Raw genomic sequence first — 22,824 nt, 5'->3', positions numbered from 1 at the left:
TTATGCAAGCAAGTTGGGTCGCTGCGCTTTCGCTGTTCTTATTTTTTATTGGATATCGATACTATTCAAAATTTTTAGCTGAAAAGATCTACCAGCTCAATCCGGATTTTATGACGCCCGCACACGAGTTTGAAGATGGTGTTGATTATGTACCGGCCAACAAATTTGTGCTTTTGGGACATCATTTTACCTCCATTGCGGGTGCAGCCCCAATTGTTGGACCTGCTATAGCTGTATATTGGGGATGGCTGCCTGCCATGCTTTGGGTAGTTTTGGGTACCATACTTGCGGCCGGAGTCCATGATTTTGGAACCATGGTATTATCGGTTCGTCATAGGGGACAGTCGGTAGGCACACTCGCTGATAAGTTAATAGGCCACCGGGCAAAACTTCTTTTTCTATTTATCATTTTGATTCTTGTGTTGATGGTGAATGCGGTTTTTGCATGGGTGATCTCAAACCTGTTCATTAATTTTCCTGCAACAGTTCTTTCTATTTTTATACAGATACCTTTGGCTATTTGGATTGGAGTACGCTCCTATCGAAAATCAGGTAATATGGTGATTCCTTCAGTATTTGTCCTTTTTGTTATGTATTTCACCGCCATTTTAGCCAGCTATGTTCCCATCTTACAAATTGACCTGGTTCAATATTTTGGTGGTAGTGAAAACATGGTAATTTTAGGGCTATCCGGTATAGAAATGGCATTTTTTGTGTGGATCTTAGTATTGATGATCTACGTGTATTTTGCTTCCACGCTTCCTGTTTGGAAATTACTTCAGCCCAGAGATCTTATTAATGCCTACCAGCTTATATTGGGATTGGCACTGTTATATCTTGGGCTATTTATCAGCAATCCGGAGATTACGGCTCCGGTTACTAATGCAGAAGCAACGGATGTGAGTTGGTTTCCGCTGTTGTTTATAACCATTGCATGTGGAGCTATTTCTGGTTTTCACGGATTGGTTTCTTCGGGAACAACAGCCAAACAACTGGATAAAGAAACAGATGCCCGTTTTGTGGGTTATTTAGGTGCAATTGGTGAAGGGTCTCTTGCTTTGATCACTATTGTTGCGGTTGTCACTTACTTTAATTCTACCGGAGAATTCAAGGATGTGTACCATTCATTCTCAGAAGCAGGATCGGTCGGTTTAAGTATTTTTGTAGAAGGGGCTGCTCAACTGGCTACCGCGTTATATATTCCTTTGGAAGCTGCTAAAACCATTATTGCAGTGATCGTTATCAGTTTTGCAGCTACTACCCTCGATACTTCCGTTAGATTGATGCGCTACATACTTAATGAATTAGGGGAAGAATACCGGATCAAACCACTCACTAAAGTTCACTTCTCTACATTAGTGGCTGTTGGAGCAAGTGCGGCGCTTGTATTACTTCCGGAAGGACCCCGTGGATTAGGTTCCGGTGGATACCTGTTATGGCCATTATTCGGAACATCCAATCAATTACTTGCTGGTATAAGTTTACTGTTGGTTACCATATGGTTGAAAAGAAAAGGAAGAAGTATTTTATATACTCTCATTCCTATGATCTTCTTGATGGTGATGACGCTTTGGGCAATGGTAGATCAGGTAGTTTTTGAATGGTCCGGTTACGGTGAATCAGAATCCAACATGCTTTTATTTATTTTTGGAGCCATCATACTCGGGTTTACCATCTGGATCATTCTGGAGGCTATAACCATTATAAAGAAAGAATCTTCTTAATCCTCTGTTCTATAAAACTCTATGAACCGTTGTTCATCCTCAGATTGCCCGATCAGAATGATCTCACTGTCCTGAGGAATAGCTTCATTTGGATCAGGATTTATAATTTGATCTCCATTAACCTGATATGCAATTACATTACAACCGGTTTTATTTCGAATATCGGCTTGTATCAATGATTTTCCAATAAGCATTTCAGGGGTCTTTAAACTAAATACATTCAGTCCTTCTGCGATCATCACAATATCATTCTCCTCAAAGATGTTGAAGATGGCATTGGCACCCATCGAGGCATAGCTCATTACGAAATCAGCACCTGCACGGTGAAGGGTGCTTACATTTCGCTCCAACGTAGATCTTGAGATAATATGAATGTTTGGCCGAAGACTACGGCAGTAAATTGTTAGATAAATGTTTACATCGTCTTCATGGGTGGTAATAATCACACTTGGCGCTTTCTCAATCCCGGCTTTTTTCAGGGTTTCCAGATCGGCAGCATCTCCATAAATATAATTTTCGGAATCTTTAATGCGATCCGGATTTTTATCTACGATCTTATATTTAATGTTTCTTCGATTTAAATGAAACGCAGTTGCCCTGCCAACACGGCCCCCACCTATGATCACGATCGGTTCATCACTAATACCATAAATCCCAAATAACTCATCGTATCTTCTCAATTGTGATACAGAACCCGCAAGCAAAAGCACACTGTGATTTTTGATCTCAACATCGGGGTGCGAACCCTGAAAAGATCCACGCTCCCAGATCCCCACTACATTAATTCCGAGATCTTCACGCAACCGGCTTTCTCGTAGCGTTTTACCAACTAAAGGGGTCCCAAAGGTGGTTGCCTCAGCGATCACCAATTCTCCAAAACGTCCTACCGTATGCACCCTGGCATCCTGACCTAATGTTCTTCTGGAAAGAGCGCGGCCCAAAATATTTCCCATGTGAAGTACTTGATCTGCACCAGCCAATTTCAAAATATCTATAGAATCATAGGAGTTAGCCGTTGATACAATTTTTACGTCCTCCGTAAACTCACGGATGGTATGCGTGACATTTGTATTGAACATATCTGTTCCTCCGGTCACTACCATGGCTGCTTTTTGGACATTCATTTTTCGGTAGGTTTCCGGGTCGTCCGGTTCACCCAACATTACCCTAAATCCCTGGTCGTAAAGGTCCAGGGCTTGCTGAAGGTCATTGACCAAAAGAACGTATTCATGTCCATATTGCTGCAGTTTTTCGATAAGTGTTCGGGTGATGGCATCGAAGCTGGTAATAATGATATGATCTTCGGTTTTAGCAGGGAGTTCGCGGGGAGCACGAGCTCGTTTTTGTGCTTCCATCCAGGGGGCATAGAAAAATTCAATAAATGTGAAGGGAAGCATGATCAGCAAAGAGATCACTCCTGAACCGAGCACAAGGATAGAAAAAATACGTCCAATATCTGATTGAAAAGTTATATCACCAAAGCCAAGAGTTGTCATGGTGGTAAGCGTCCAGTAAAAACCGGTAACCCAGGAATGTTTTTGTCCTTCCATTTCCATGATCTCATGAAACAACACTCCATATACGATGATCATGGCAATAAGGATAAAGATAAACCGTATGAGCCGTTTTATGTTGGTTCGGGTATTTCGGTTCGACACAAAGTAGCTTATCTGAGACGTAAAAAATTTCATAAGAGAATATGGAGCTTAACCTGCTGAAAAGAAAGAGGTATTGGCTGTTGATCTTGTTTTTTGATAACAACCAGAATACCATCAAAAATATTTCTATGGGCTGCTATTCTTTTCAGTTTTAAAAGAGTGTATATTTATATTCTAATCAAGAGAAACCAACAGCTTACCTTATTTAAAATGCCAAATTACCCCGATGAACAATGGATTGAGTGGATGGATCGACTCGCTGAAGACGATTTTGTGGTCGTTGATGATTTTATAAGTGAAAAGATGTATTCACAGATCATGGATTTCTTTCATACCATGGAAGAGGAGGATAAACTTAAAAAAGCCGGTATTGGAGCTCAGGAAGATTTTCAGGTAAGAGCTGAAATTCGCGGGGATTTCATTTATTGGCTTGATGAAGATCGTGACCAGGAATTGACTCCTTTTTTTGGAATGATGGACGAGCTTAGCCAAAATTTAAAACGGTTTTGTTATCTCAGTTTATCGGGTTCTGAATTTCATATCGCCAAATATCCTGCCGGATCATTTTATCATCGCCATCTCGATCAGTTTCATGAACGAACAAACCGGCAGATCACGGTGCTTATCTATTTGAATAAAGGCTGGAAAAAAGGAAATGGCGGAGAGCTGGTGATTTATAAAGATGGAAAGGAGATTATGGTGGAACCAATTGCCAAACGATTGCTCCTCTTCAAAAGCGATGTGATTGAGCACGAAGTATTAACAACTCATGTTCCCCGCTATAGTTTAACCGGTTGGCTGCTGCATCAACCTGCGGGAATAGGGTATTTGTTAGGGTAAACTACTACAGGGCGTAACAATTTCTTAACGGCTGTACATTTTCTATTAATACAGTACATTAGTACCATTGTACACCTGAAATCTTCACAAAACCTCAAAGTTGTGGCTAAGCAAACAATCCTCGTTGTAGACGACGAAAAAGACCTTCTGGATCTAATTGAATACAATCTTAAAAAAGAGGGCTTTGATGTATTGAAGGCCGAAAATGGCGAAGAAGGCATTAAAATTGCTAAAGAACACAATCCGGATCTTATCTTAATGGATATTATGATGCCGAAAATGGATGGTCTGGAGGCCGTTAAGCATATCCGCTCCGATGATGACCTGAAGGCAATTCCTATCATTTTCCTTACGGCACGAAGTGATGAAAAGACTGAGGTGGAAGGGCTGGATATTGGCGGAGATGATTATATCACCAAGCCGATCAGCACAACCAAATTGATTTCTCGTATCAAGGCGGTGATGAGGAGGTTTGAAGAAACAACAGAAGAAGTGAACCGGTTGGAAGTACACGACCTTGTGATCGACAAGGACCGATATATCGTGATTCGCGGAGATGAAGAATTTCAACTTCCCCGAAAAGAGTTTGAGCTGCTTTATTATTTAGCGAGCCGGAAAGGAAAAGTTCGGGACCGGCAAACGCTGCTGAATAAAGTTTGGGGAGATAACATTTATGTGGTCGACCGAACGGTTGATGTTCATGTTCGCAAAATTCGGGAAAAATTAGGCGACCATTATATAGAAACGGTGAAAGGCGTAGGCTACCGATTCAAGGAATGAGTAAATCAAAAAAAGAAAAACCTAAAATTTATAAACTTGGGATAAAAGCCGGGTTTTTGATCTCTGCTATTTCAGCAGCTTTTCTGTTCTTGGCGGTTTGGTTTTGGTATGATCTTGCTCCAAAAGAAGCCGCTTTTCTTGCGTTGGTTTCAGGAGGTGCACTATTCCTGATCGTCTATGCGGTGCTTTTCTTTCTTACCTATAAACGGTTAGAAACCATTGAGCGATTATTCAAGAATATGGCTCGCAAACGGTTCATGGAATACGCAGATGTTAACACCTCTCGCCGGGATGAGATCGACTACCTGATGAAGCAAGGGATAAAGTCGAGCCGAACCATAGAGCGTGAGATCCAGCGCCTGAACCGGATCGAAAATTACCGAAAGGAATTCATCGGGGATATTTCTCATGAATTGAAGACTCCCATCTTTGCCATTCAGGGTTTTATTGAAACACTGTTAAATGGAGCTTTGGAAGACGAAGAAGTAAACCGGGATTTTCTTAAAAAGGCCATGAGAAATGTGAACCGACTCATATACCTTACCAAAGACCTGATGGAGATCTCAAAATTGGAAACAGGAGAACTCAAATCAGAGATCGATGACATCTACTTGTACGAAGTTTTGAATGACATCATTGAGAGTTTGAATTATAAAGCTGAAAAAGAGAATATCGAGCTCATCATCAACGAGTTTGATCGAAATACACGCGTTAAAGCGGATAAAAATCAGTTAAAACAAGTGTTGATCAATTTGATCGAGAATGGGATTAAATACAATATTCCCAATGGTAAAGTTGAGGTGACGGTATTCACAAAGCCCAAACAGAAGCATCGTGTTTTCTTATCCGTCAAAGATACCGGCATTGGTATTGACGAGAAAGACATTCCAAGAGTTACCGAACGATTTTTCCGGGTAGATAAATCAAGATCACGTGAAAGGGGAGGAACAGGTTTGGGATTAGCAATTGTGAAGCACATCATGGAAGCCCATGGGGAAAAGTTCATGATAGAAAGTGAACCAAATGTAGGCTCCACATTTACGATTAGCTTGAGAAAATCAGAACCTGTTCACGTTTGATCAAATTAGTTGTACCTTCCTTCTTTACTTAAATGAATAACAAGATTGAAGACAATGGTATACGCAGTGATCATGGCCGGGGGATCGGGAACAAGATTTTGGCCAAGCAGCACAAAAAAACTCCCCAAGCAATTTCTATCACTTTTTGGGGAAGGAACGATGATCCAGAACACAGCAAAACGCATCGAACCTATCATTCCACAAGAACGAATTTTAGTAGTCACCAACGACCGTTATGTTGATCTGGTTAAAGAGCAACTTCCAAAAGTTCCTGATGAGAATATTGTGGGCGAACCGGTAGCTAAAAATACGGCTCCTTGCGTGGCTATAGCCGCAGAAATGTTGTTCAGAAAAGACCCGGATGCAACAATGGTTGTTTTGCCGGCCGATCATCATATTACAGATCCAAACGCCTTTAACGAATATCTTAAAGCGGCTATTGATAAGGCTGAATCGGGTAATTACCTGGTTACTATGGGCATTAAGCCAAACCGCCCCGAAACCGGATATGGATATATTCATGGAAATAGGGACGTTTCGGAGACATTTAATAAGATGTCTGTTCATCCGGTTCATGCCTTTAAAGAAAAACCGGACCTCAATACAGCTAAATCATTTTTAGAATCCGGCGATTATTATTGGAACAGCGGGATGTTTATCTGGTCGGTAAAAAGTGTGCTTCAGGCTTTCAAGAGTTTTTTACCGGAGATGTATGAATTGGTTAAGAAAACTGGTCCGGCACTCTATACTTCAGATCATACGAATGCGATCGACCAATTTTATCATAGCTGTGAATCTGTGTCTATTGATTATGGAATCATGGAGGATGCTGAGAACGTGTTCGTAGTTCCGGGAGAGTTTGGATGGAATGATGTTGGCAGCTGGACTGCAGCTTATGATTTAGGTGAAAAGGACAACGCGGGAAATGTAAAACGCGCGAAATATATAACTGCTGCAGATTCACGGTACAACCTGATCTCATCAAGCAGTAAAAAAATGATCTCTCTTGTTGGGGTTGAGGGATTGGCTATTGTTGAAACCGATGATGCTATTTTGGTTTGTAAACTCGATGATGCCCAGAAGGTTAAGGATATCGTAGAGCAGCTTAAATCTGACGAAGAACTGCACAAATTTTTGTAGCTCTCAAATATGAATGACCATCTGATCGTAGGCCAGCTTAATATGGTCGGGCAGCTTTCGGTTGGAGGGTTCGTGATCCACAAAACCATTCATGTGGATAAGGTAGGCTTTTGGAACTTCAAGTTCGTTGATCAATTCAACAGCTTCGGGTATGGTTTGATGCGTGGGATGTTCAGGCTCCCATCGAAGCGCACCCATTGCCACCACTTTTGATCCTTTGATCAACTCTTTTGTTTTTTGGGGAATAGTTTTCACATCCGTGAGGTACGAAAAGTCCCCCACACGAAAACCAAGTATTTCCAGGTTTCCATGTTCAACAGGAAGCGGGGTTACCGGTATTTCTCCAAGGTTAAACGGGCTGTCTACTTCGATGAGATCAAGAGAAGTAGATCCGGGATATTTATCATCACCAAACATATAATCAAAGCGCCGCTTGATCGATTCAATACACCGGCGATATGTGTAAACAGGTATAGGAGCTTTATTGATATATGAGAATACCCGAAGATCATCTAAACCGGCTACGTGGTCCATATGTTCGTGGGTGATCAACAGATGGTCGAGATGCTGAAGTTTTGCCTGAATGCTTTGAAGCCGGAATTCAGGCCCGGCATCAATCAAGATGGATTCTCCTTTTGATTGGATCCAGACGGAACAACGTGTTCTTTCATTCCTGGGATCATGCGATGTCTTTTCTCGGCGAAAACCGCCGGCAACAGGTACGCCCATAGAGGTTCCGGTTCCCAAAAAAGTGATCTTCATTCTAATTCGAAATCCCCTGAAGATTCTTCAGGCATGACCTGTAACTGATCCCAAAGTTCTTCTAATTTCTTTCGTACAGCCGGCTTAATGTAAACGCCGGTAAGATCAACCTGCCCAAGAACCCTTCCCATAGTTCCAAGCTGAGATTCAATAGGTTTATTCTTATTTACAACCACTAATTTTTGGCCTTCAATAATACATTCATCACCTCTGAATGAACCGCGTTCTTTTCGCAGGGTATAGCCGGCCTGTTCTAAGATCTGTTCTAATTCAAGAAGAAATTTTTCAGGTTTCAAAGTGATATTCCCAATGTTAGTGAATGTCCGCTTAAGTCATAATCATACTCTTCTCCGTCAATATCGTAAGAGTCGAAGATGTAATCATAGCCTAAACTAATATTTCTTCCAAAAATAACATCAAAAAAGTTCAGCCGGGCTTGTCCTCTCCATGAGAATACATTTCCGCCAATCAAACCCCCGCTTGTTGTGCTAAAACCAAAACTGGGGATTAAACTGGCAGTGAGACTTAGTTTATCAGGAAGAAAAAGAATTCCGGCAAAACCGGCTCCGGCATGTAAATTAGTTTGAGCAAATTCGGTATTAATATTATCGCTTCGTACAGAGGTTAACTTTGTTCCGAGTTGGAGAGGTATTCCCAAACCAAAGCGTGGTTCACGTACTATATAAAATGGGTTTGAAAATTTTAAAGCAATGCTGAATAGTTTTCGATCCTCTAAGCCTGTGAAATCATTTCCAAAGCTGAGCCCAAGATTAAAACCGCCTGTTTCAAACCCAAGTTGCCCAATTGTTCCGGAAAAAGTAAGAGGGCTTTGCTGCAGCGCGGATGGATCCCCGGTAAAGTCGAATGAAACCGGCTGGACGCCAACTCTTAAATAGGGAGCAAATGGATTGGTTTGTCTTTCATATTCATCATCTACAGAAAACATTTGTGCAAAAGAATGAAGAGGAATAAACAATAGAAAGATAAAAAGAATGTATTTTGAATAACTTTTCTGCATTGGGAATGATTTAAAAGTTTAAAACAGTTTAAACACTAACGAAGCAAAACAAAAAAATTACGATGAAAATTTTATCTCTTTTACTTATTCCATTAGTTGGGTTTGCTATCTCAAAATCCGCCGAATCTGTCTTTGATTTCGTAGTCAAAGATATAGATGGTAAAGACGTTCAACTTGAACAATATAAAGGTAACGCAATTTTGATTGTTAACGTAGCTTCTAAATGTGGGTATACTCCTCAGTATGAAGGGCTCCAGGAGTTGTACGAAACATATAAGGATGATGGTTTGGTGATATTAGGATTTCCCGCTAACAATTTTAAAGGTCAAGAGCCCGGAACCAATGAGGAAATTAAACAGTTTTGCACTTTAGAATATGGGGTTGAATTTCCCATGTTCTCCAAAGTCTCTGTGAAAGGTGATGATCAAGCTGAGTTATTCACATATTTGACCTCACAACCTAATTCCGATTTTGAAGGTGAGATCAAATGGAATTTTGAAAAATTTCTGATTTCTAAGGAAGGTAAATTAATCAGAAGATTCCGCAGTAATGTGGAACCTCAGAATGAGGAAATTGTTAAGGCTATTGAAAAAGAATTAAGGTAAGAACTTTTATCCCATCACCATCCCGATAAGAGGAGCACAATTGATTTTGTGTTCCTCATTTTTTTGGAAAAGATTCCGAAAAAGCTTGACTTCGACCGATGATGGTCTGTATATTTGATGCTCTCAAAAAGGTCCGGTAGTTCAGTTGGTTAGAACGCCTGCCTGTCACGCAGGAGGTCGAGGGTTCGAGTCCCTTCCGGATCGCAATAAAAGCTTCCAACATTGTTGGGAGCTTTTTTTGTTTATGCTCATTTCAACAAAGTGTATTGAAAACATCGTGGCTAATTCACGATTGTAGTTGAAGGGGCAACAATTTCTTATCTTTATAAAGGAATTCGATTCTACTATCACTATTAAGTAAATAAAAAACAGAGAGTAATGTCGTATTTAAATCCAACCTATGATGTCATTGTGGTCGGTGGAGGTCATGCCGGAAGTGAAGCGGCCGGAGCTGCTGCACAAATGGGAGCCAAAACCCTTTTAATCACCATGAACCTGGAGGCCATTGCAAAGATGTCTTGTAATCCGGCTATGGGTGGCGTTGCAAAAGGACAATTGGTTAGAGAGATAGATGCTCTTGGTGGACTTTCCGGAATTGTAAGTGATGAGACTGGCGTACAGTTCCGAATGTTGAATTTGAGTAAAGGACCGGCTATGTGGAGCCCAAGATGTCAAAGCGACCGGATGCTCTACTCCAAGAAAATGCGAGAGAGATTAGAGGAAAAAGAGAACCTCTATTTCCGACAAGATAATGTAGTGGATCTGATGTACTCCGAAGATGGCAAAGAAATTCAGGGAGTGATTACGCAAACTGGACAAAAGTTTAAATCTAAAGCTGTGGTACTAACAACAGGTACCTTTGGGAATGGTTTAATTCACATTGGAGAAACACATTATGGAGGAGGCCGGTCAGGAGAAAGGGCTTCGACTGGAATATCTGCCACACTCGAAAAATTAGGTTTTGAAGTGGGGCGACTTAAAACAGGAACTCCTCCCAGAATAGATGGCAGAACTGTTGATTACTCCAAACTTGAGCAACAATTGGGAGATGCAGATCCTTCAGGTTTTTCATTCCTAACAGAGAAATTACCCGGAATTGATGAACAACTTTCTTGCTGGATAGGCTATACCAATGATGAAGTTCATGAAGTCCTCAAAACCGGGTTTGATCGCAGCCCAATGTTCAATGGTAGAATCAAGTCGATTGGTCCCCGTTATTGTCCAAGTATAGAAGATAAGATCAATCGTTTTGCTGACAAAGACAGGCATCAATTATTTTTGGAACCGGAAGGTTGGGATACCTATGAAATGTATCTGAATGGATTTTCAACATCGCTTCCAGAGGATGTTCAATACAAAGCGCTTCGTACTATTCCCGGTTTTGAAAATGTTATTATGATTCGGCCGGGCTATGCCATTGAATATGATTATTTCCCCCCACATCAAATTCGCCGTTCTTTAGAAACGAAGATTGTGGACGGACTTTTCTTTGCCGGTCAAATTAATGGGACTACAGGATATGAAGAAGCTGCGTGTCAGGGCTTAATGGCTGGAATTAATTCAGCGCTCAAAGTTCAGGAAAAGGAGCCGTTAATCCTCCAAAGATCTGAAGCGTATATCGGAGTACTCATTGATGACCTTATTAATAAGGGGACAGAAGAGCCATACCGAATGTTTACCTCCAGGGCAGAGCATCGAATTCTGCTCCGTCAAGATAATGCGGATCTTCGGTTAACTGAATTGGGGCATAAAATCGGATTGGCATCTGAAGAACGCCTTCAAAAAATGCAGAAGAAAAAGGAAGCGGTTGCTCAGCTTGATGAATTAATTAAAGACTATACCGTTCGGCCTGAGCAAATGGATCCTATGCTTGAAAGCAAAAACAGTTCTACGATGAATCAACCTATGAAAGCAGAGAAAATCCTTCTTCGTCCAGAAGTTTCTCTACAGGATATGCTTGACCATGATGATGAATTTGCATCAAAAATTATTGAGGTCACTGAAGATAAAAAGGCTCTTGAGCAGGTAGAAATTCAAATCAAGTATGCCGGGTACATCGAAAAAGAGTTTGAGATGGTTAAGGAAATGGAGAAGCAAGAGAATATGCCGATTCCTGAACAGATCGAATATTCAAACATTAAAAGCCTTTCTACGGAAGGAACCCAGAAGCTTTCTAAAATTAAGCCGGAAACAATTGGCCAGGCAAGCAGAATAAGCGGGGTTTCGGCAAGCGACCTTTCGGTACTTATGGTTTATTTGAAAAATTAACCCCATGTGTTTCACGTGAAACATCAAATTGAATACATCCGGTTTGCAGAACGAGAATTAATTGAGAGTCTTTATTTAAAAAACGCTCAGAAATTAGAAGATTACTTAAATCAACTTCTTTGGTGGAATGATAAAATCAATTTGGTGAGCAGGGGTGTTTCACGTGAAACCCTTCAAAAACATATTGAGCATTCATTAATAGTCAGTGCTTCTCGTCTGTTTAAGGAGGCTAGCAGTGTAATTGATACCGGAACCGGTGGGGGGTTGCCGGGTATTCCCCTTGGTATAGTAAATCCGGATAAAAAAATACTTTTGAACGATATTGTTTCGAAAAAGATCATGGCCTGTAAGCAAATGGTATTAAAGCTGGGGTTGAACAATATTACTTTGAAGGAGGGCTCGATAGGAAATGTGCCAATTGAAAAAGAAGAAATCGTTGTTTCGAAACACGCATTCAAAATTAATGATCTGGTTGAATTACTTGGCGAAAAAAAATGGAAAGGTATAATTCTGCTAAAGGGTAAACATGAGGTTGAAAGAGAAATAGCCCCTGTTTCTAAGCCCTTAAAATTAAAAGTATATTCTCTTGATGTATTTGATGATTCGTTTTATGATGGCAAGGCATTAGTCGAAATTAAACAGATAGAAAATGAATAGTTCTGAGCGAAGATTAAAGTTAATGTTATTGCTGCAGCAGCCGGGTAAAAAGAAAACAGTAAAGGAGCTGGCTGAACAATTTGGTGTTAGCAGAAGGACTATCTTTCGTGATTTCAATGCTTTGCAGGAGATAAATGTGCCGGTAACCTGGGACCGCTATTCCGGATATGGACTGATAGATGGTTTTAAGGTTCCGCCTCTGATGTTCACATCAAAAGAACTTGCAACAATAATGGTGGGTTTGAACTTTGTTAAATCTCAGGTAGATGAAGGTCTGGTGGAAGACGCAAGGGGAGTAGAACTTAAAATTAAAGAAGTTTTGCCAGATGAGTTAAAGGATTTCATGATTTCACTTGAGGGGCGTACCATTGTTGATCCCTATCTCAGGTTTGGAGGAAAGAAAAGAAGGGGAGGAAGTTGGTATTTAATTAGCAGTGCCATAGCTCAACAAAAAAGACTTCAATTTAAATACACAACGAAATCTGGCGATACCGATATCCGAAAGATCGATCCTTATATTTTGGTTTTTTATGAAGACCATTGGAATGTGATCGGGAAATCTCATCTTCGGGGCGATATTAGAAATTTTATCCTGGAAAGCATTGATGATGTGTTAATTCTGGAAGAAAATTACACCTTAAAATCAGAATTGGACATAGAGGCACTGATTTTTCGTTCTGAGGAAAGTTCTCATTCAATAATAGTATGGGTCGAAAAATATGAGATAGAGCGCCTGGAGGGAAATTTGCCGGCTAAAATTATTAATAGAAAGGCTGTAAATTCTAAAAAAATTAAGGTGGAGTTTGAATTCGATAATTTGGACTTTATAAATGAATGGTTGCTTCAATTCGGGAGTAAAATAAAAATTGAGGCGCCGAAAGAGTTGGTTGAAAAAAGAAGATCACTCTTAAAAGAAATGCTCTACGAATGAAATTAAAAAATCGGGACAAATGGATTTGGATGACATTAAAAATGCGGAAAGCGATTCGGACTTAATTCCAGGCATTTATAATTATTGTGACCGGTGGTGCGAACGCTGTTATTTGTCTTCGCGATGTTTTACTTATAAAATGGAAATGAGGGAGCCTCGAAGCGAAGAATCACAGGATCTACGGAACAAAGAATTTTGGGACGAGCTTTCAGATGTTTTTGCACTCACCTGGGAATTGCTCTACGAAATTGCAGAAGAAGAGGGAATTGATTTAGATGCTCTGGATGATGAAGATACCGACTACCTAAAACTGGATGATCCTGAAATTGAAAATCATCCGGTAACCAAAGCATCGGAAGCTTATTTTGAGTCTTCCCGGAAATGGCTGGATAGTTATCATGAAGTGTTTAAGGAGAAAGCTCAGGAGTACAGCGACCTTGTGAAAATGAATATCAACCCAGAGGAAAACACAAATAACACACTGATACTTAGCGATTTATTCGAAATCATAAATTGGTATCACACCATGATTTTTGTGAAAGCCAAGAGGGCGGTGATGAGTTCTTTTGATACGTGGGAAGAGGATGATATTCAGAATGATGCCAATGGAACCGCCAAAGTAGTTTTGAAGTGCATCGAGAGATCATCCTTTGCATGGAACGGGATCTTGAAACACATGCCTGAACAGGAAGACGTGGCGTTAAGAAACCTGGCAAACTTGACATTCCTTAAGAAGAGTATTGAGGAATATTTTCCTGATGCAGAAAAATTTATCCGGCCGGGATTCGACGAAAACATATGACCAATAAAAAAGGGCTCCAAATTGGAGCCCTTTTAGTTTCTGCTTAAGAAGAAAGTTTTGAGGAATTTTTAGTCATCACTATCATCCCCATCATCGTCGTCTCCTTCTTCTTCATTCACGACTCGGGTGACAGCGGCTATGGATCCTTCAGAATCGAGTCGCATGATGCGAACACCCTGAGTATTTCTTCCCATAGTTCGGATGCCGCCACAATTCATGCGAATCACTTTACCTTGCTCAGTAATGATCATCAGATCATCCTGATCCGTTACTTCTTTAAGAGCTATAAGGCTTCCGGTTTTAGGTGTTACTTTCAATGTAATCACACCTTTACCGCCTCTGGATTGCTCTCGGTAATCTTCTACAAGGGATCGTTTCCCATATCCATTTTCTGACATGGCTAAGACAGTTGCTTCATGAGCATTTTTGATGACAACCATATCAACGATTTCATCATCTTTGCCTAAGGTCATTCCTTTTACACCGGAAGTATTACGACCCATTTCGCGAACTTCACTTTCGTGGAATCGGATAGCACGACCTCCTTTATTCGCGAGAATAACCTGGCTGTCACCATCAGTAAGTTCGGCAGCCAATAAGCTGTCTCCTTCTTTGATGTTGATGGCGATAATACCATCTCTTCGCGGGCGACTGTAAGCCTCAAGCGTCGTCTTTTTAACCTGTCCATCTTTAGTGGCCATGATGATGGAATGTTCGTTGATGTAATCTTCTTCATCTAGCGTTTTTACGGGAACGAAAGCCTTGATCGAATCATCTTTATCAATATCGATAAGGTTTACAATCGCACGTCCCCGGGCAAGTCGTCCTCCTTCCGGAATTTCGTAGACCTTCAACCAATAACACATTCCTTTCTCTGTGAAAAACAGAATGTAATTATGAGTAGTGGCCACAAATAAATGTTCGACGTATTCCTCATCTCGGGTAGTGGTGCCTTTCATTCCTTTACCGCCACGGCGTTGACGACGATATCCACTCACAGGCATTCGCTTAATGAAACCTTTGTTGGAAATCGTAACGACCACATCCTCATCCGCGATCATATCTTCGATACTGAAATCATCGGCAGAGTGTACGATTTGAGTTCTTCGCTCATCTCCGTATCTGTTTTTCAGATCAGCAAGTTCTTCCTGAATGATATTTGTCTGGCGAGTTCTGTCTGAAAGAATTTCTCTGTAATCTGCGATCTTATCAATGATCTCTCGATATTCGCCATCAATTTTCTCACGCTCCAGTCCGGTAAGTTTCTGAAGGCGCATATCCAGGATTGCTTTCGCCTGAATATCGGTGAGAGCGAATTTGCTGCGTAATTTAACATTTGCCTCCTGCGGATTGTTTGAAGAACGAATAGTTTTGATAACCTCATCCAGGTTGTCGAGGGCAATTTTGAGTCCTTCAAGAATATGAGCTCGGGCTTCGGCCTGATCCAGATCGTACATGGTACGACGGATAACAATCTCTACTCGATGCTCAACCCAGTGATGGATCAGCTCTTTGAGGTCCATCACTTTCGGACGGCCTTTCACAAGCGCAAGATTGATCACTCCAAATGTGGTCTGCATTTGAGTGTACTTGTACAATTGATTAAGTACAACACCCGCGTTTGCAGAACGCTTAAGAATGATAACGATGCGAATCCCTTCCCGGTCAGATTCATCTCTAACTTCAGAGATCTCCGTAATTTTCTCATCATTAACAAGGCCTGCGATCTTTTGAATAAGAGTACTCTTGTTAACCTGATAAGGAATTTCAGTAATAACGATCTGTTCACGATTTCCGCGAAGCTCTTCCGTATTGGCTCGGGCGCGAAGGGTGATTTTACCACGACCGGTTTCATATGCTTCCTTGACACCCTCATATCCGTAAATAATTCCTGCAGTAGGAAAATCAGGAGCTTTAATATACTGCATCAGCTCCTTGATGGTTATTTCCGGGTTATCGATGTAGGCATTGATGCCATCTATGGTTTCGGTCATATTGTGAGGAGCCATATTGGTAGCCATTCCCACTGCAATTCCTGATGCACCATTGATCAACAGGTTGGGAAGCATACTTGGAAGCACCGTTGGCTCTTCCAGGGTATCATCAAAGTTAGGTGAAAAATCAACCGTCTCTTTGTTGATATCGGCAAGCATTTCTTCCGAAAGTCGGTCCATTCGAACTTCCGTATAACGCATGGCTGCTGCGCTATCACCATCTATGGAACCGAAGTTACCCTGTCCGTCTGCAAGTGGATATCTCAGGGAGAAATCCTGCACCATCCGAACAATAGAATCATAAACAGCACTGTCGCCATGGGGGTGATATTTACCCAAAACTTCACCGACAATACGAGCACTTTTCTTATAATTTCTGTTATGAAGCATTCCCAGGTCGTTCATGCCATACAAAATACGGCGGTGAACCGGCTTCAGCCCATCCCGAACATCAGGCAGGGCACGTGAAACAATCACCGACATCGAATAATCGATGTAGGACGATTGCATTTCGTCTTCAATAGTTATTGGAATAATTTTTTCTCTGGCCATAAATCAGCTATGAAAAGTCAGTTAAAATCGTTGTGATTAAAATTAGATATCGATGGTTGCGTACTTGGCATTTCGCTCGATAAACTCCCGGCGAGGTTCCACGTCGCCCCCCATAAGGGTTGAGAACAGTTTATCAGCACCTGCCGCACTATCAATCGTAACTTGCTGCAAGGTTCGGGTTTCGGGATCCATCGTGGTTTCCCAAAGCTGCTCGGGGTTCATTTCACCAAGTCCTTTATATCGGGAAACATCAAATTTCCGACGACCTTTTTTGAGTTCTTTAATCATCTTGTCTCTCGTATCGTCATCCCAGGCATATTCAATGTCTTTTCCAACCGTGATACGATACAGCGGTGGAGTTGCTATATATATATAGCCCATTTCGATAAGCGGGCGCATATAGCGATAGAAAAAGGTAAGAAGCAGGGTTCGAATATGAGAACCGTCTACATCGGCATCTGTCATCACGATGATCTTATGATACCGCAGTTTTTCCATGTCGAAGTCATCATCGCCATGTCCAACGCCGGTTCCCAAGGCTGTGATCATTGCCTGGATCTCTTTATTCTCCAGAATTCGGTTGATCTTCGCTTTTTCAACATTCAGGATCTTACCACGCAAGGGAAGAATAGCCTGGAAGCTTCGGTTACGGCCCATTTTTGCTGAACCACCCGCAGAGTCACCCTCAACAATGTAAATTTCAGAATGCTCTGGATCTTTGATAGAGCAATCGGCCAGTTTACCCGGAAGACCACCACCACTCATCACGCTCTTACGCTGCACAAGCTGACGAGCTTTTCGGGCTGCTTCACGAGCCTCGGCTGCAAGCACCACTTTTTCGATTACCTTTTTGGCCGCTTTAGGATTTTGCTCAAGATATTCGTTCAGTTGATCATACACGATCACCTCAACAGCACTTTGAACTTCCGAGTTACCCAGCTTTGTTTTGGTTTGTCCTTCAAACTGAGGCTCAGCAACTTTTACCGAAAGAACAGCCGTCATTCCTTCCCGGAAATCCTCCCCGGAAACAGAAATCTTACTATTCGACTTGATCAGGTTGTTCTTTTCGGCATATGATTTAAGAGACCGGGTTAAGGCTCTTCTAAATCCTGAAACGTGGCTACCGCCTTCTCGTGTATTAATGTTATTCACATAAGAATGAACATTCTCTGAAAAAGACTGATTATACTGAATGGCGATTTCAACCGGCACATTATCAGTTTCACCGGTTATATATATAGGAGTGTCGAGCATGGACTCGCGATGTTCATCAAGGAAATCAACGAAATCTTTTACACCGCCCTCATAGTGATAAATTTCTTTTTTGAGCTCATCATCTTCTTCCCGTTCGTCGACCAACTCAATGGTTACTTCCGGATTCAGAAAAGCAAGTTCGCGCATCCGTTCAGCAATAATATCGAACTTGAACTCGGTGGTTTGTGTGAAGATCTCAGGGTCTGGCTTGAAAGAAATTTTGGTACCGGTTTCTTTGGTCTTTCCGGCAACGCTGAGAGGTGTTTTTGTTCCACCTTTTTCGAATTCCATTACATGAATTTCACCGTCTCTGTGAATTTCTGCCTTAAACCAGGATGCTAGTGCGTTCACACAACTGACGCCAACACCGTGCAATCCACCGGAAACCTTGTACGTGTCTTTATCAAACTTACCGCCGGCGTGGAGTTTGGTAAGCACAACTTCCACCGCTGGAATCCCGAGTTTTTCATGAATGTCTACGGGAATACCACGACCGTTGTCCTGAATGGTCATGGAGCCGTCTTCATTAATAGTTACAATGATGTGATCACAATAACCTGCAAGAGCTTCATCAATGGAATTATCAACCACCTCATTAATAAGGTGGTGGAGACCGCGCTGTCCCGTATCCCCGATATACATTGCAGGTCGCTTTCTAACCGCCTCAAGACCCTCTAAAACTTGTATATTGGAAGCCTTGTAGTCGGAACCTTGTTTTTTTGCCATAATTTATGGAGTGATAGCTTTGTAAGATGAGTTGATTAACGCCTGAAAATAGAGCTTACACATGCAAAATCAAAAAAAGCATAGGTATTTGTTAAAAATAATAGAGTCCGTCGTTCTGGCGTTAAATTCGGCTTCAAAAAAACAGCTCATAATGTGGATAATTTGAAAAATTGTGGATAAATGAAATTTTCATGTTCAAAGCCGTTGAACTTTGATGTTTATAGCTCTATCTTTGGTGTCTATTTTCATTATGAATTAACGAAATTAATACGATGTCGCGAAAAGACGATATTACAGGAAAAGGAGCTTTGAACGGTTACCGGTCTTCAAAGTCAAATAACAAGACAAAACACCGCTTTCAATTGAATTTGCAAAAGCGTCGTTTTTATGTACCTGAAGAGGACCGATGGATAACCCTTAAAGTATCTGCTAAAACAGTTAGAACAATTAACAAGAAGGGAATTTCCGCAGTACTGAAAGATGCGCGGAAAAACGGAACTCTCATAAAAGAAGTATAGAACCATGGCAAAAGGAAACAGAGTTCAGGTTATTTTAGAGTGCACCGAAAAGCCCGGTTCATCTCGCTATGTTACTACTAAGAACAGAAGAACCACGACCGACAGACTTGAACTGAAAAAATACAATCCGGTTCTTCGTAAACACACCATTCACAAAGAAATTAAATAACCAGCACTATGGCTAAGCAACAAGCATTTGGACAAGAAGCGTTACAAGCAAAGGCAGCTCACCGGAAAATGGCGAAGGTTATTATTTCTACCAAGAATGATAAGGGGAAATACGCCTACAAAGAGGTGATGATTGACCAGGATAATGTGAAAGAATTTATTCAGCAGAACAAAAGCTGACCCAAATTCATCAATGAATAGATAAGGTTACGCAATTTTGATTGTGTAACCTTTTTTTTTGATTATTTTTAGCGGAGGAGGAACAACCATGACCATTCAAGAACAAATTATTTCTGACATCAAAGAGGCGATGAAGGCCAAAGAGCAAGACAAATTGCGTGTTTTGCGTTCTTTGAAGGCAAAATTGATGGAAAAGGAGATCAGTGAAAGAAAAGGCGGTGAAGCAAAACTCACGGACGAGCAAGCTGTTGAGGTTCTGATGAAAGCTGCAAAACAGCGGAAGGAATCTATTGAGCAATTTGAAGAAGGCGGCAGAAACGACCTGGCTGATAATGAGAAAAAAGAACTGGCTATCATAGAAGCCTACCTTCCGGAGATGATGGATGAAGAAGACGTGCGCAAAGTTGTGAAGGAGAAGATAGCGGCTGTTGGTGCATCCGGTATGCAGGATATAGGTAAAGTAATGGGCCCGCTGATGGGGCAACTCAAGGGCAAGGCCGATGGCTCCCTGGTCAGTAAAGTGGTAAAAGAAGAGCTTGGAGGATAATCCCAAATGCTGATCCTGGATCTTATCATCGCTGCTCCAATGGTTTATTTTGGATATAAAGGTGCAGTAAATGGATTAGTTAAGGAAATCCTGAATATTGTTGGGATCATTCTCGCGATTTTTCTCACTTTTAATTACCTGGATGCATTTACAGATATCATAGCACCGATCTTTGAAGAAGGCGCATCTTATGTTCCTTTTATCTCCGGTGTGATCCTGTTTGCAGGTACGCTTGCGGTGGTGGCTCTGATCGCTTATGCAACCAAAGAATTCTTGAAAGCGATAAAGCTGAGTTCAATAAACAGAATTCTGGGGGCCATTTTCGGCGCATTGAAAAGCGGGATGGTAGTCAGTGCTATTCTGCTGCTGTTAGCCGGATTTAATATCCCAAGCGATCAGGCCCGGGAAGAATCCTACCTTTATCCCTACGTGATCTATTTGGCTCCTTTTGCCTACAACGGTGTTGCCCTGGTATATCCCGGAGCCGAAGATTACACGCAAACGCTAAAAAAGAATATCGGCGATTATAACCCGCTGGAAAACATTCCTTTCTTAAACGAATTAAAAGACCAAAACGATAATTAACGTAACGCATGGCATTTTTACCTGTTGAGGAACAATTAGATATCATCCGCCGTGGAACCACGGAAATTGTTCCGGAAGAAGAACTCATCGAAAAACTCAAAAAATCACGAAAAGAAAATAAACCGCTTAAGATCAAATTAGGGGTAGATCCCACCCGTCCGGATCTTCATTTGGGGCATTCCGTGATCCTTCGAAAAATGCGCCAATTCCAGGATCTGGGACATGAAGTGATCCTTATCATTGGAGGATTTACCGCCATGATCGGCGATCCGACCGGGCAGAATAAAACCCGCCCTCCTTTAACCATGGAAGAAGTAAAGGAGAATGCCGAAACATACATTGAACAGGCCAAAAAGATCCTGGATGAAGACAAACTGACCCTCACCAACAATTACGACTGGCTGGGTGAAATGGATTTCATGGATGTGATCAAATTGTCTTCCAAGCTTACGGTTGCCCGTATGATTGAGCGGGACGATTTTTCTAAACGTTTCGAGAATAACGAACCCATTTCTTTACACGAGTTTTTATACCCGCTGGCACAGGGGCAGGATTCGGTTCACCTGAAATCGGATGTTGAGTTGGGAGGAACCGATCAGAAATTCAATCTTTTGGTAGGCCGTCAGCTTCAGAAAGAAGACGGGCAGGATCCTCAGGTATGCCTGATGATGCCGCTTTTGGTGGGAACCGATGGATCGGCTAAAATGTCCAAATCGTATGATAACTACATTGGCATCAACGAAGAGCCGAATGATATGTACGGAAAATCGCTCTCCATCCCGGATGACTTGATCTACACGTACTACGAATTGGTGACGGACATCAAGACGGAAGACCTTCCGGCCATTAAAGAAAAAATTGAAAGCGATCCGCGAAATGCCAAGCACGATCTGGCATTTACCATTGTGAGAATGTATCACGGAGATGACGCTGCAAAAGCTGCCAAAGAGCACTTCGAGAAAACGGTGATCAACAAGGAAGTTCCGGATGATGCTCCTGTTTTTGAATTCAAAACCGGAGAAGAAATTCGTCTTTTGGATATTGTGGCCGAGACCGGTTTTTCGCCAAGCAACGGAGAAACAAAGCGGATGATCAAACAGGGTGGAATCAGTATTGATGACAAAAAGATCTCCGACAAAAATTATTCCCTCACCTTTAAAGAAGGAGACGAATTTACTTTGAAAGTAGGGAAACGAAATTTCGGAATTATAAAAGCGAAATAAGCCGGTTTGATCAAAATCAGTTCGTACAACGTAAACGGAATTCGCGCAGCTCACCGAAAAGGCTTTACCGATTGGGTGGAGGAAAGCGATCCCGATATTATTTGCATTCAGGAACTTCGGGCGCTGGAAAAGCAAATTCCCAAAGACATCAAGGAACTCGACTATCATGAAGCCTATCATGTGGCCGAGAAAAAGGGATATTCCGGCGTAGCGATTTATTCCAAACAGGAACCGCTGAACGTGGAAGAAGGCATCGGCGAAGACTGGATTGATGCGGAAGGCCGTGTGATCATGACGGAATTTGAAACATTCCGGGTTTTTAGCGTTTATGCACCAAGCGGAACCACCGGCGATGTTCGGCAGGACATGAAAATGGATTTCCTCGATAAATTTATCCGATTTGGAGAACGGTTCACCCAAGACGAAAAGCCGACGGTTTTTTGTGGAGATTTCAATATTTGTCATACGGAAATAGACATTCACAACCCGAGCAAGCAGCATAAAACATCCGGATTTTTGCCCGAAGAACGCCAATGGGTTACGGACTTTTTGGAAACAGGATATGAAGATGTATTCCGAAATCTTCATCCCGGCAAAGAAGATCTGTACAGCTGGTGGAGCTATCGGGCGGCTTCTAAGGAGCGAAACAAAGGCTGGAGGATCGATTACCACCTGGCTACACCGGAATTAGCAAAAAAGGCTGTGAATGCCGAAATTGAAATGAAATGGGATCTGTCGGATCATGCGCCGGTCACCATCACCTATGAATTGTAACGAACGATATGTTTTGGGCATGAAGTTGTTCGGGTAGCT

The 22,824-nt window shown here is 41.7% G+C and carries 23 protein-coding genes, 1 tRNA gene and 1 pseudogene; 19 read left to right on the top strand and 6 right to left on the bottom strand.

Going from position 1 to position 22,824, the window contains the following annotated elements:
- Window positions 1-2: 2 nt before the first annotated feature.
- Entirely contained in the window at window positions 3-1,724 is a 1,722-nt protein-coding gene (locus B151_RS0110045) for a carbon starvation CstA family protein (protein WP_020403500.1), read from the top strand.
- Here B151_RS0110045 and B151_RS0110040 read toward each other — a convergent pair.
- Entirely contained in the window at window positions 1,721-3,415 is a 1,695-nt protein-coding gene (locus B151_RS0110040) for a potassium channel family protein (protein ID WP_020403499.1), read from the bottom strand. The genes B151_RS0110045 and B151_RS0110040 overlap by 4 nt on opposite strands.
- Before the next feature lie 177 nt (window positions 3,416-3,592).
- Here B151_RS0110040 and B151_RS0110030 point away from each other — a divergent pair, with 177 nt between their 5' ends.
- The 4 genes from B151_RS0110030 to B151_RS0110015 all read left to right on the top strand — a co-directional run bounded on the left by B151_RS0110030 (window position 3,593) and on the right by B151_RS0110015 (window position 7,221).
- A complete protein-coding gene (locus tag B151_RS0110030; RefSeq protein ID WP_020403497.1) occupies window positions 3,593-4,222 on the top strand; it encodes a 2OG-Fe(II) oxygenase in 630 nt (209 codons plus the stop codon).
- 102 nt (window positions 4,223-4,324) lie between these two features.
- Complete coding sequence (locus B151_RS0110025) at window positions 4,325-5,002, top strand: response regulator transcription factor (RefSeq protein ID WP_020403496.1); 678 nt, start codon at window positions 4,325-4,327, stop codon at window positions 5,000-5,002.
- Entirely contained in the window at window positions 4,999-6,081 is a 1,083-nt protein-coding gene (locus B151_RS0110020; RefSeq protein ID WP_020403495.1) for a sensor histidine kinase, read from the top strand. Before B151_RS0110025 ends, B151_RS0110020 begins: the two co-directional genes overlap by 4 nt.
- Before the next feature lie 54 nt (window positions 6,082-6,135).
- The gene (locus B151_RS0110015) at window positions 6,136-7,221 is read left to right on the top strand and encodes a mannose-1-phosphate guanylyltransferase (protein ID WP_020403494.1); all 1,086 of its coding nucleotides are present in this window, start codon (window positions 6,136-6,138) and stop codon (window positions 7,219-7,221) included.
- A 3-nt stretch (window positions 7,222-7,224) separates the two neighbouring features.
- On the opposite strand, the gene B151_RS0110010 is transcribed toward B151_RS0110015, so the two are convergent.
- Genes B151_RS0110010 through B151_RS0110000 form a run of 3 tightly spaced genes read right to left on the bottom strand, consistent with a single transcriptional unit; the run spans window position 7,225 to window position 9,001 of the window.
- Window positions 7,225-7,983 (bottom strand): MBL fold metallo-hydrolase, encoded by a 759-nt coding sequence (locus B151_RS0110010; protein WP_020403493.1) that lies wholly within the window; start codon window positions 7,981-7,983, stop codon window positions 7,225-7,227.
- The gene (locus B151_RS0110005; RefSeq protein WP_020403492.1) at window positions 7,980-8,279 is read right to left on the bottom strand and encodes a hypothetical protein; all 300 of its coding nucleotides are present in this window, start codon (window positions 8,277-8,279) and stop codon (window positions 7,980-7,982) included. The genes B151_RS0110010 and B151_RS0110005 overlap by 4 nt, the downstream gene beginning before the upstream one ends.
- Window positions 8,276-9,001, bottom strand: coding sequence for a hypothetical protein (locus B151_RS0110000; RefSeq protein ID WP_020403491.1), 726 nt, complete (start codon window positions 8,999-9,001; stop codon window positions 8,276-8,278). Before B151_RS0110000 ends, B151_RS0110005 begins: the two co-directional genes overlap by 4 nt.
- A gap of 56 nt (window positions 9,002-9,057) precedes the next feature.
- On the opposite strand from B151_RS0110000, the gene B151_RS0109995 reads away from it, so the two are divergent.
- The 7 genes and pseudogenes from B151_RS0109995 to B151_RS0109970 all read left to right on the top strand — a co-directional run bounded on the left by B151_RS0109995 (window position 9,058) and on the right by B151_RS0109970 (window position 14,264).
- Window positions 9,058-9,606, top strand: a complete 549-nt coding sequence (locus B151_RS0109995) for a glutathione peroxidase (RefSeq protein WP_425402412.1) — start codon at window positions 9,058-9,060, stop codon at window positions 9,604-9,606.
- A 130-nt stretch (window positions 9,607-9,736) separates the two neighbouring features.
- Window positions 9,737-9,810: transfer RNA gene (locus B151_RS0109990), tRNA-Asp, on the top strand.
- Window positions 9,811-9,984: 174 nt separating this feature from the next.
- Window positions 9,985-11,874: a tRNA uridine-5-carboxymethylaminomethyl(34) synthesis enzyme MnmG gene (gene mnmG / locus B151_RS0109985; protein WP_020403489.1), complete on the top strand. Its 1,890-nt coding sequence runs from the start codon at window positions 9,985-9,987 to the stop codon at window positions 11,872-11,874.
- A gap of 15 nt (window positions 11,875-11,889) precedes the next feature.
- Complete coding sequence (locus tag B151_RS19550) at window positions 11,890-12,531, top strand: RsmG family class I SAM-dependent methyltransferase (RefSeq protein ID WP_169332206.1); 642 nt, start codon at window positions 11,890-11,892, stop codon at window positions 12,529-12,531.
- Window positions 12,524-12,688 (top strand): annotated as a pseudogene (locus B151_RS20525) (helix-turn-helix transcriptional regulator); the annotation flags it as partial. The gene B151_RS19550 and the pseudogene B151_RS20525, both read left to right, overlap by 8 nt.
- Window positions 12,689-12,733: 45 nt before the next feature.
- The gene (locus B151_RS0109975) at window positions 12,734-13,462 is read left to right on the top strand and encodes a helix-turn-helix transcriptional regulator (RefSeq protein ID WP_483788257.1); all 729 of its coding nucleotides are present in this window, start codon (window positions 12,734-12,736) and stop codon (window positions 13,460-13,462) included.
- 145 nt (window positions 13,463-13,607) lie between these two features.
- Window positions 13,608-14,264 carry a hypothetical protein gene (locus B151_RS0109970; RefSeq protein ID WP_157470885.1) on the top strand — a complete coding sequence of 219 codons (657 nt, stop codon included), beginning with the start codon at window positions 13,608-13,610 and terminating at the stop codon, window positions 14,262-14,264.
- 68 nt (window positions 14,265-14,332) lie between these two features.
- On the opposite strand, the gene gyrA is transcribed toward B151_RS0109970, so the two are convergent.
- Both gyrA and gyrB read right to left on the bottom strand, forming a co-directional pair.
- Window positions 14,333-16,810 (bottom strand): DNA gyrase subunit A, encoded by a 2,478-nt coding sequence (gene gyrA, locus B151_RS0109965; RefSeq protein ID WP_020403485.1) that lies wholly within the window; start codon window positions 16,808-16,810, stop codon window positions 14,333-14,335.
- A gap of 42 nt (window positions 16,811-16,852) precedes the next feature.
- Complete coding sequence (gene gyrB, locus B151_RS0109960) at window positions 16,853-18,790, bottom strand: DNA topoisomerase (ATP-hydrolyzing) subunit B (RefSeq protein ID WP_020403484.1); 1,938 nt, start codon at window positions 18,788-18,790, stop codon at window positions 16,853-16,855.
- A gap of 272 nt (window positions 18,791-19,062) precedes the next feature.
- Between gyrB and rpmB the strand changes: the two genes are divergently transcribed.
- The 7 genes from rpmB to B151_RS0109925 all read left to right on the top strand — a co-directional run bounded on the left by rpmB (window position 19,063) and on the right by B151_RS0109925 (window position 22,785).
- Window positions 19,063-19,308, top strand: a complete 246-nt coding sequence (rpmB, locus tag B151_RS0109955) for a 50S ribosomal protein L28 (protein ID WP_020403483.1) — start codon at window positions 19,063-19,065, stop codon at window positions 19,306-19,308.
- A 4-nt stretch (window positions 19,309-19,312) separates the two neighbouring features.
- Window positions 19,313-19,477, top strand: a complete 165-nt coding sequence (gene rpmG / locus B151_RS0109950; protein ID WP_020403482.1) for a 50S ribosomal protein L33 — start codon at window positions 19,313-19,315, stop codon at window positions 19,475-19,477.
- Between the two features lie 8 nt (window positions 19,478-19,485).
- Window positions 19,486-19,656 carry a DUF4295 family protein gene (locus B151_RS19905; protein ID WP_020403481.1) on the top strand — a complete coding sequence of 57 codons (171 nt, stop codon included), beginning with the start codon at window positions 19,486-19,488 and terminating at the stop codon, window positions 19,654-19,656.
- Between the two features lie 88 nt (window positions 19,657-19,744).
- Window positions 19,745-20,203, top strand: a complete 459-nt coding sequence (locus B151_RS0109940; RefSeq protein WP_020403480.1) for a GatB/YqeY domain-containing protein — start codon at window positions 19,745-19,747, stop codon at window positions 20,201-20,203.
- A 6-nt stretch (window positions 20,204-20,209) separates the two neighbouring features.
- Complete coding sequence (locus B151_RS0109935; protein WP_020403479.1) at window positions 20,210-20,788, top strand: CvpA family protein; 579 nt, start codon at window positions 20,210-20,212, stop codon at window positions 20,786-20,788.
- 8 nt (window positions 20,789-20,796) lie between these two features.
- Entirely contained in the window at window positions 20,797-22,011 is a 1,215-nt protein-coding gene (tyrS, locus tag B151_RS0109930; protein WP_020403478.1) for a tyrosine--tRNA ligase, read from the top strand.
- A gap of 6 nt (window positions 22,012-22,017) precedes the next feature.
- Window positions 22,018-22,785: an exodeoxyribonuclease III gene (locus tag B151_RS0109925; RefSeq protein ID WP_020403477.1), complete on the top strand. Its 768-nt coding sequence runs from the start codon at window positions 22,018-22,020 to the stop codon at window positions 22,783-22,785.
- The last annotated feature ends 39 nt before the right edge of the window (window positions 22,786-22,824 follow it).

It is taken from the genome of Gracilimonas tropica DSM 19535 (assembly GCF_000375425.1).
Taxonomy (GTDB): domain Bacteria; phylum Bacteroidota; class Rhodothermia; order Balneolales; family Balneolaceae; genus Gracilimonas; species Gracilimonas tropica.
Note: the sequence above shows the minus strand (reverse complement) of the source record. Positions and strands in the feature narration are given on the sequence as shown.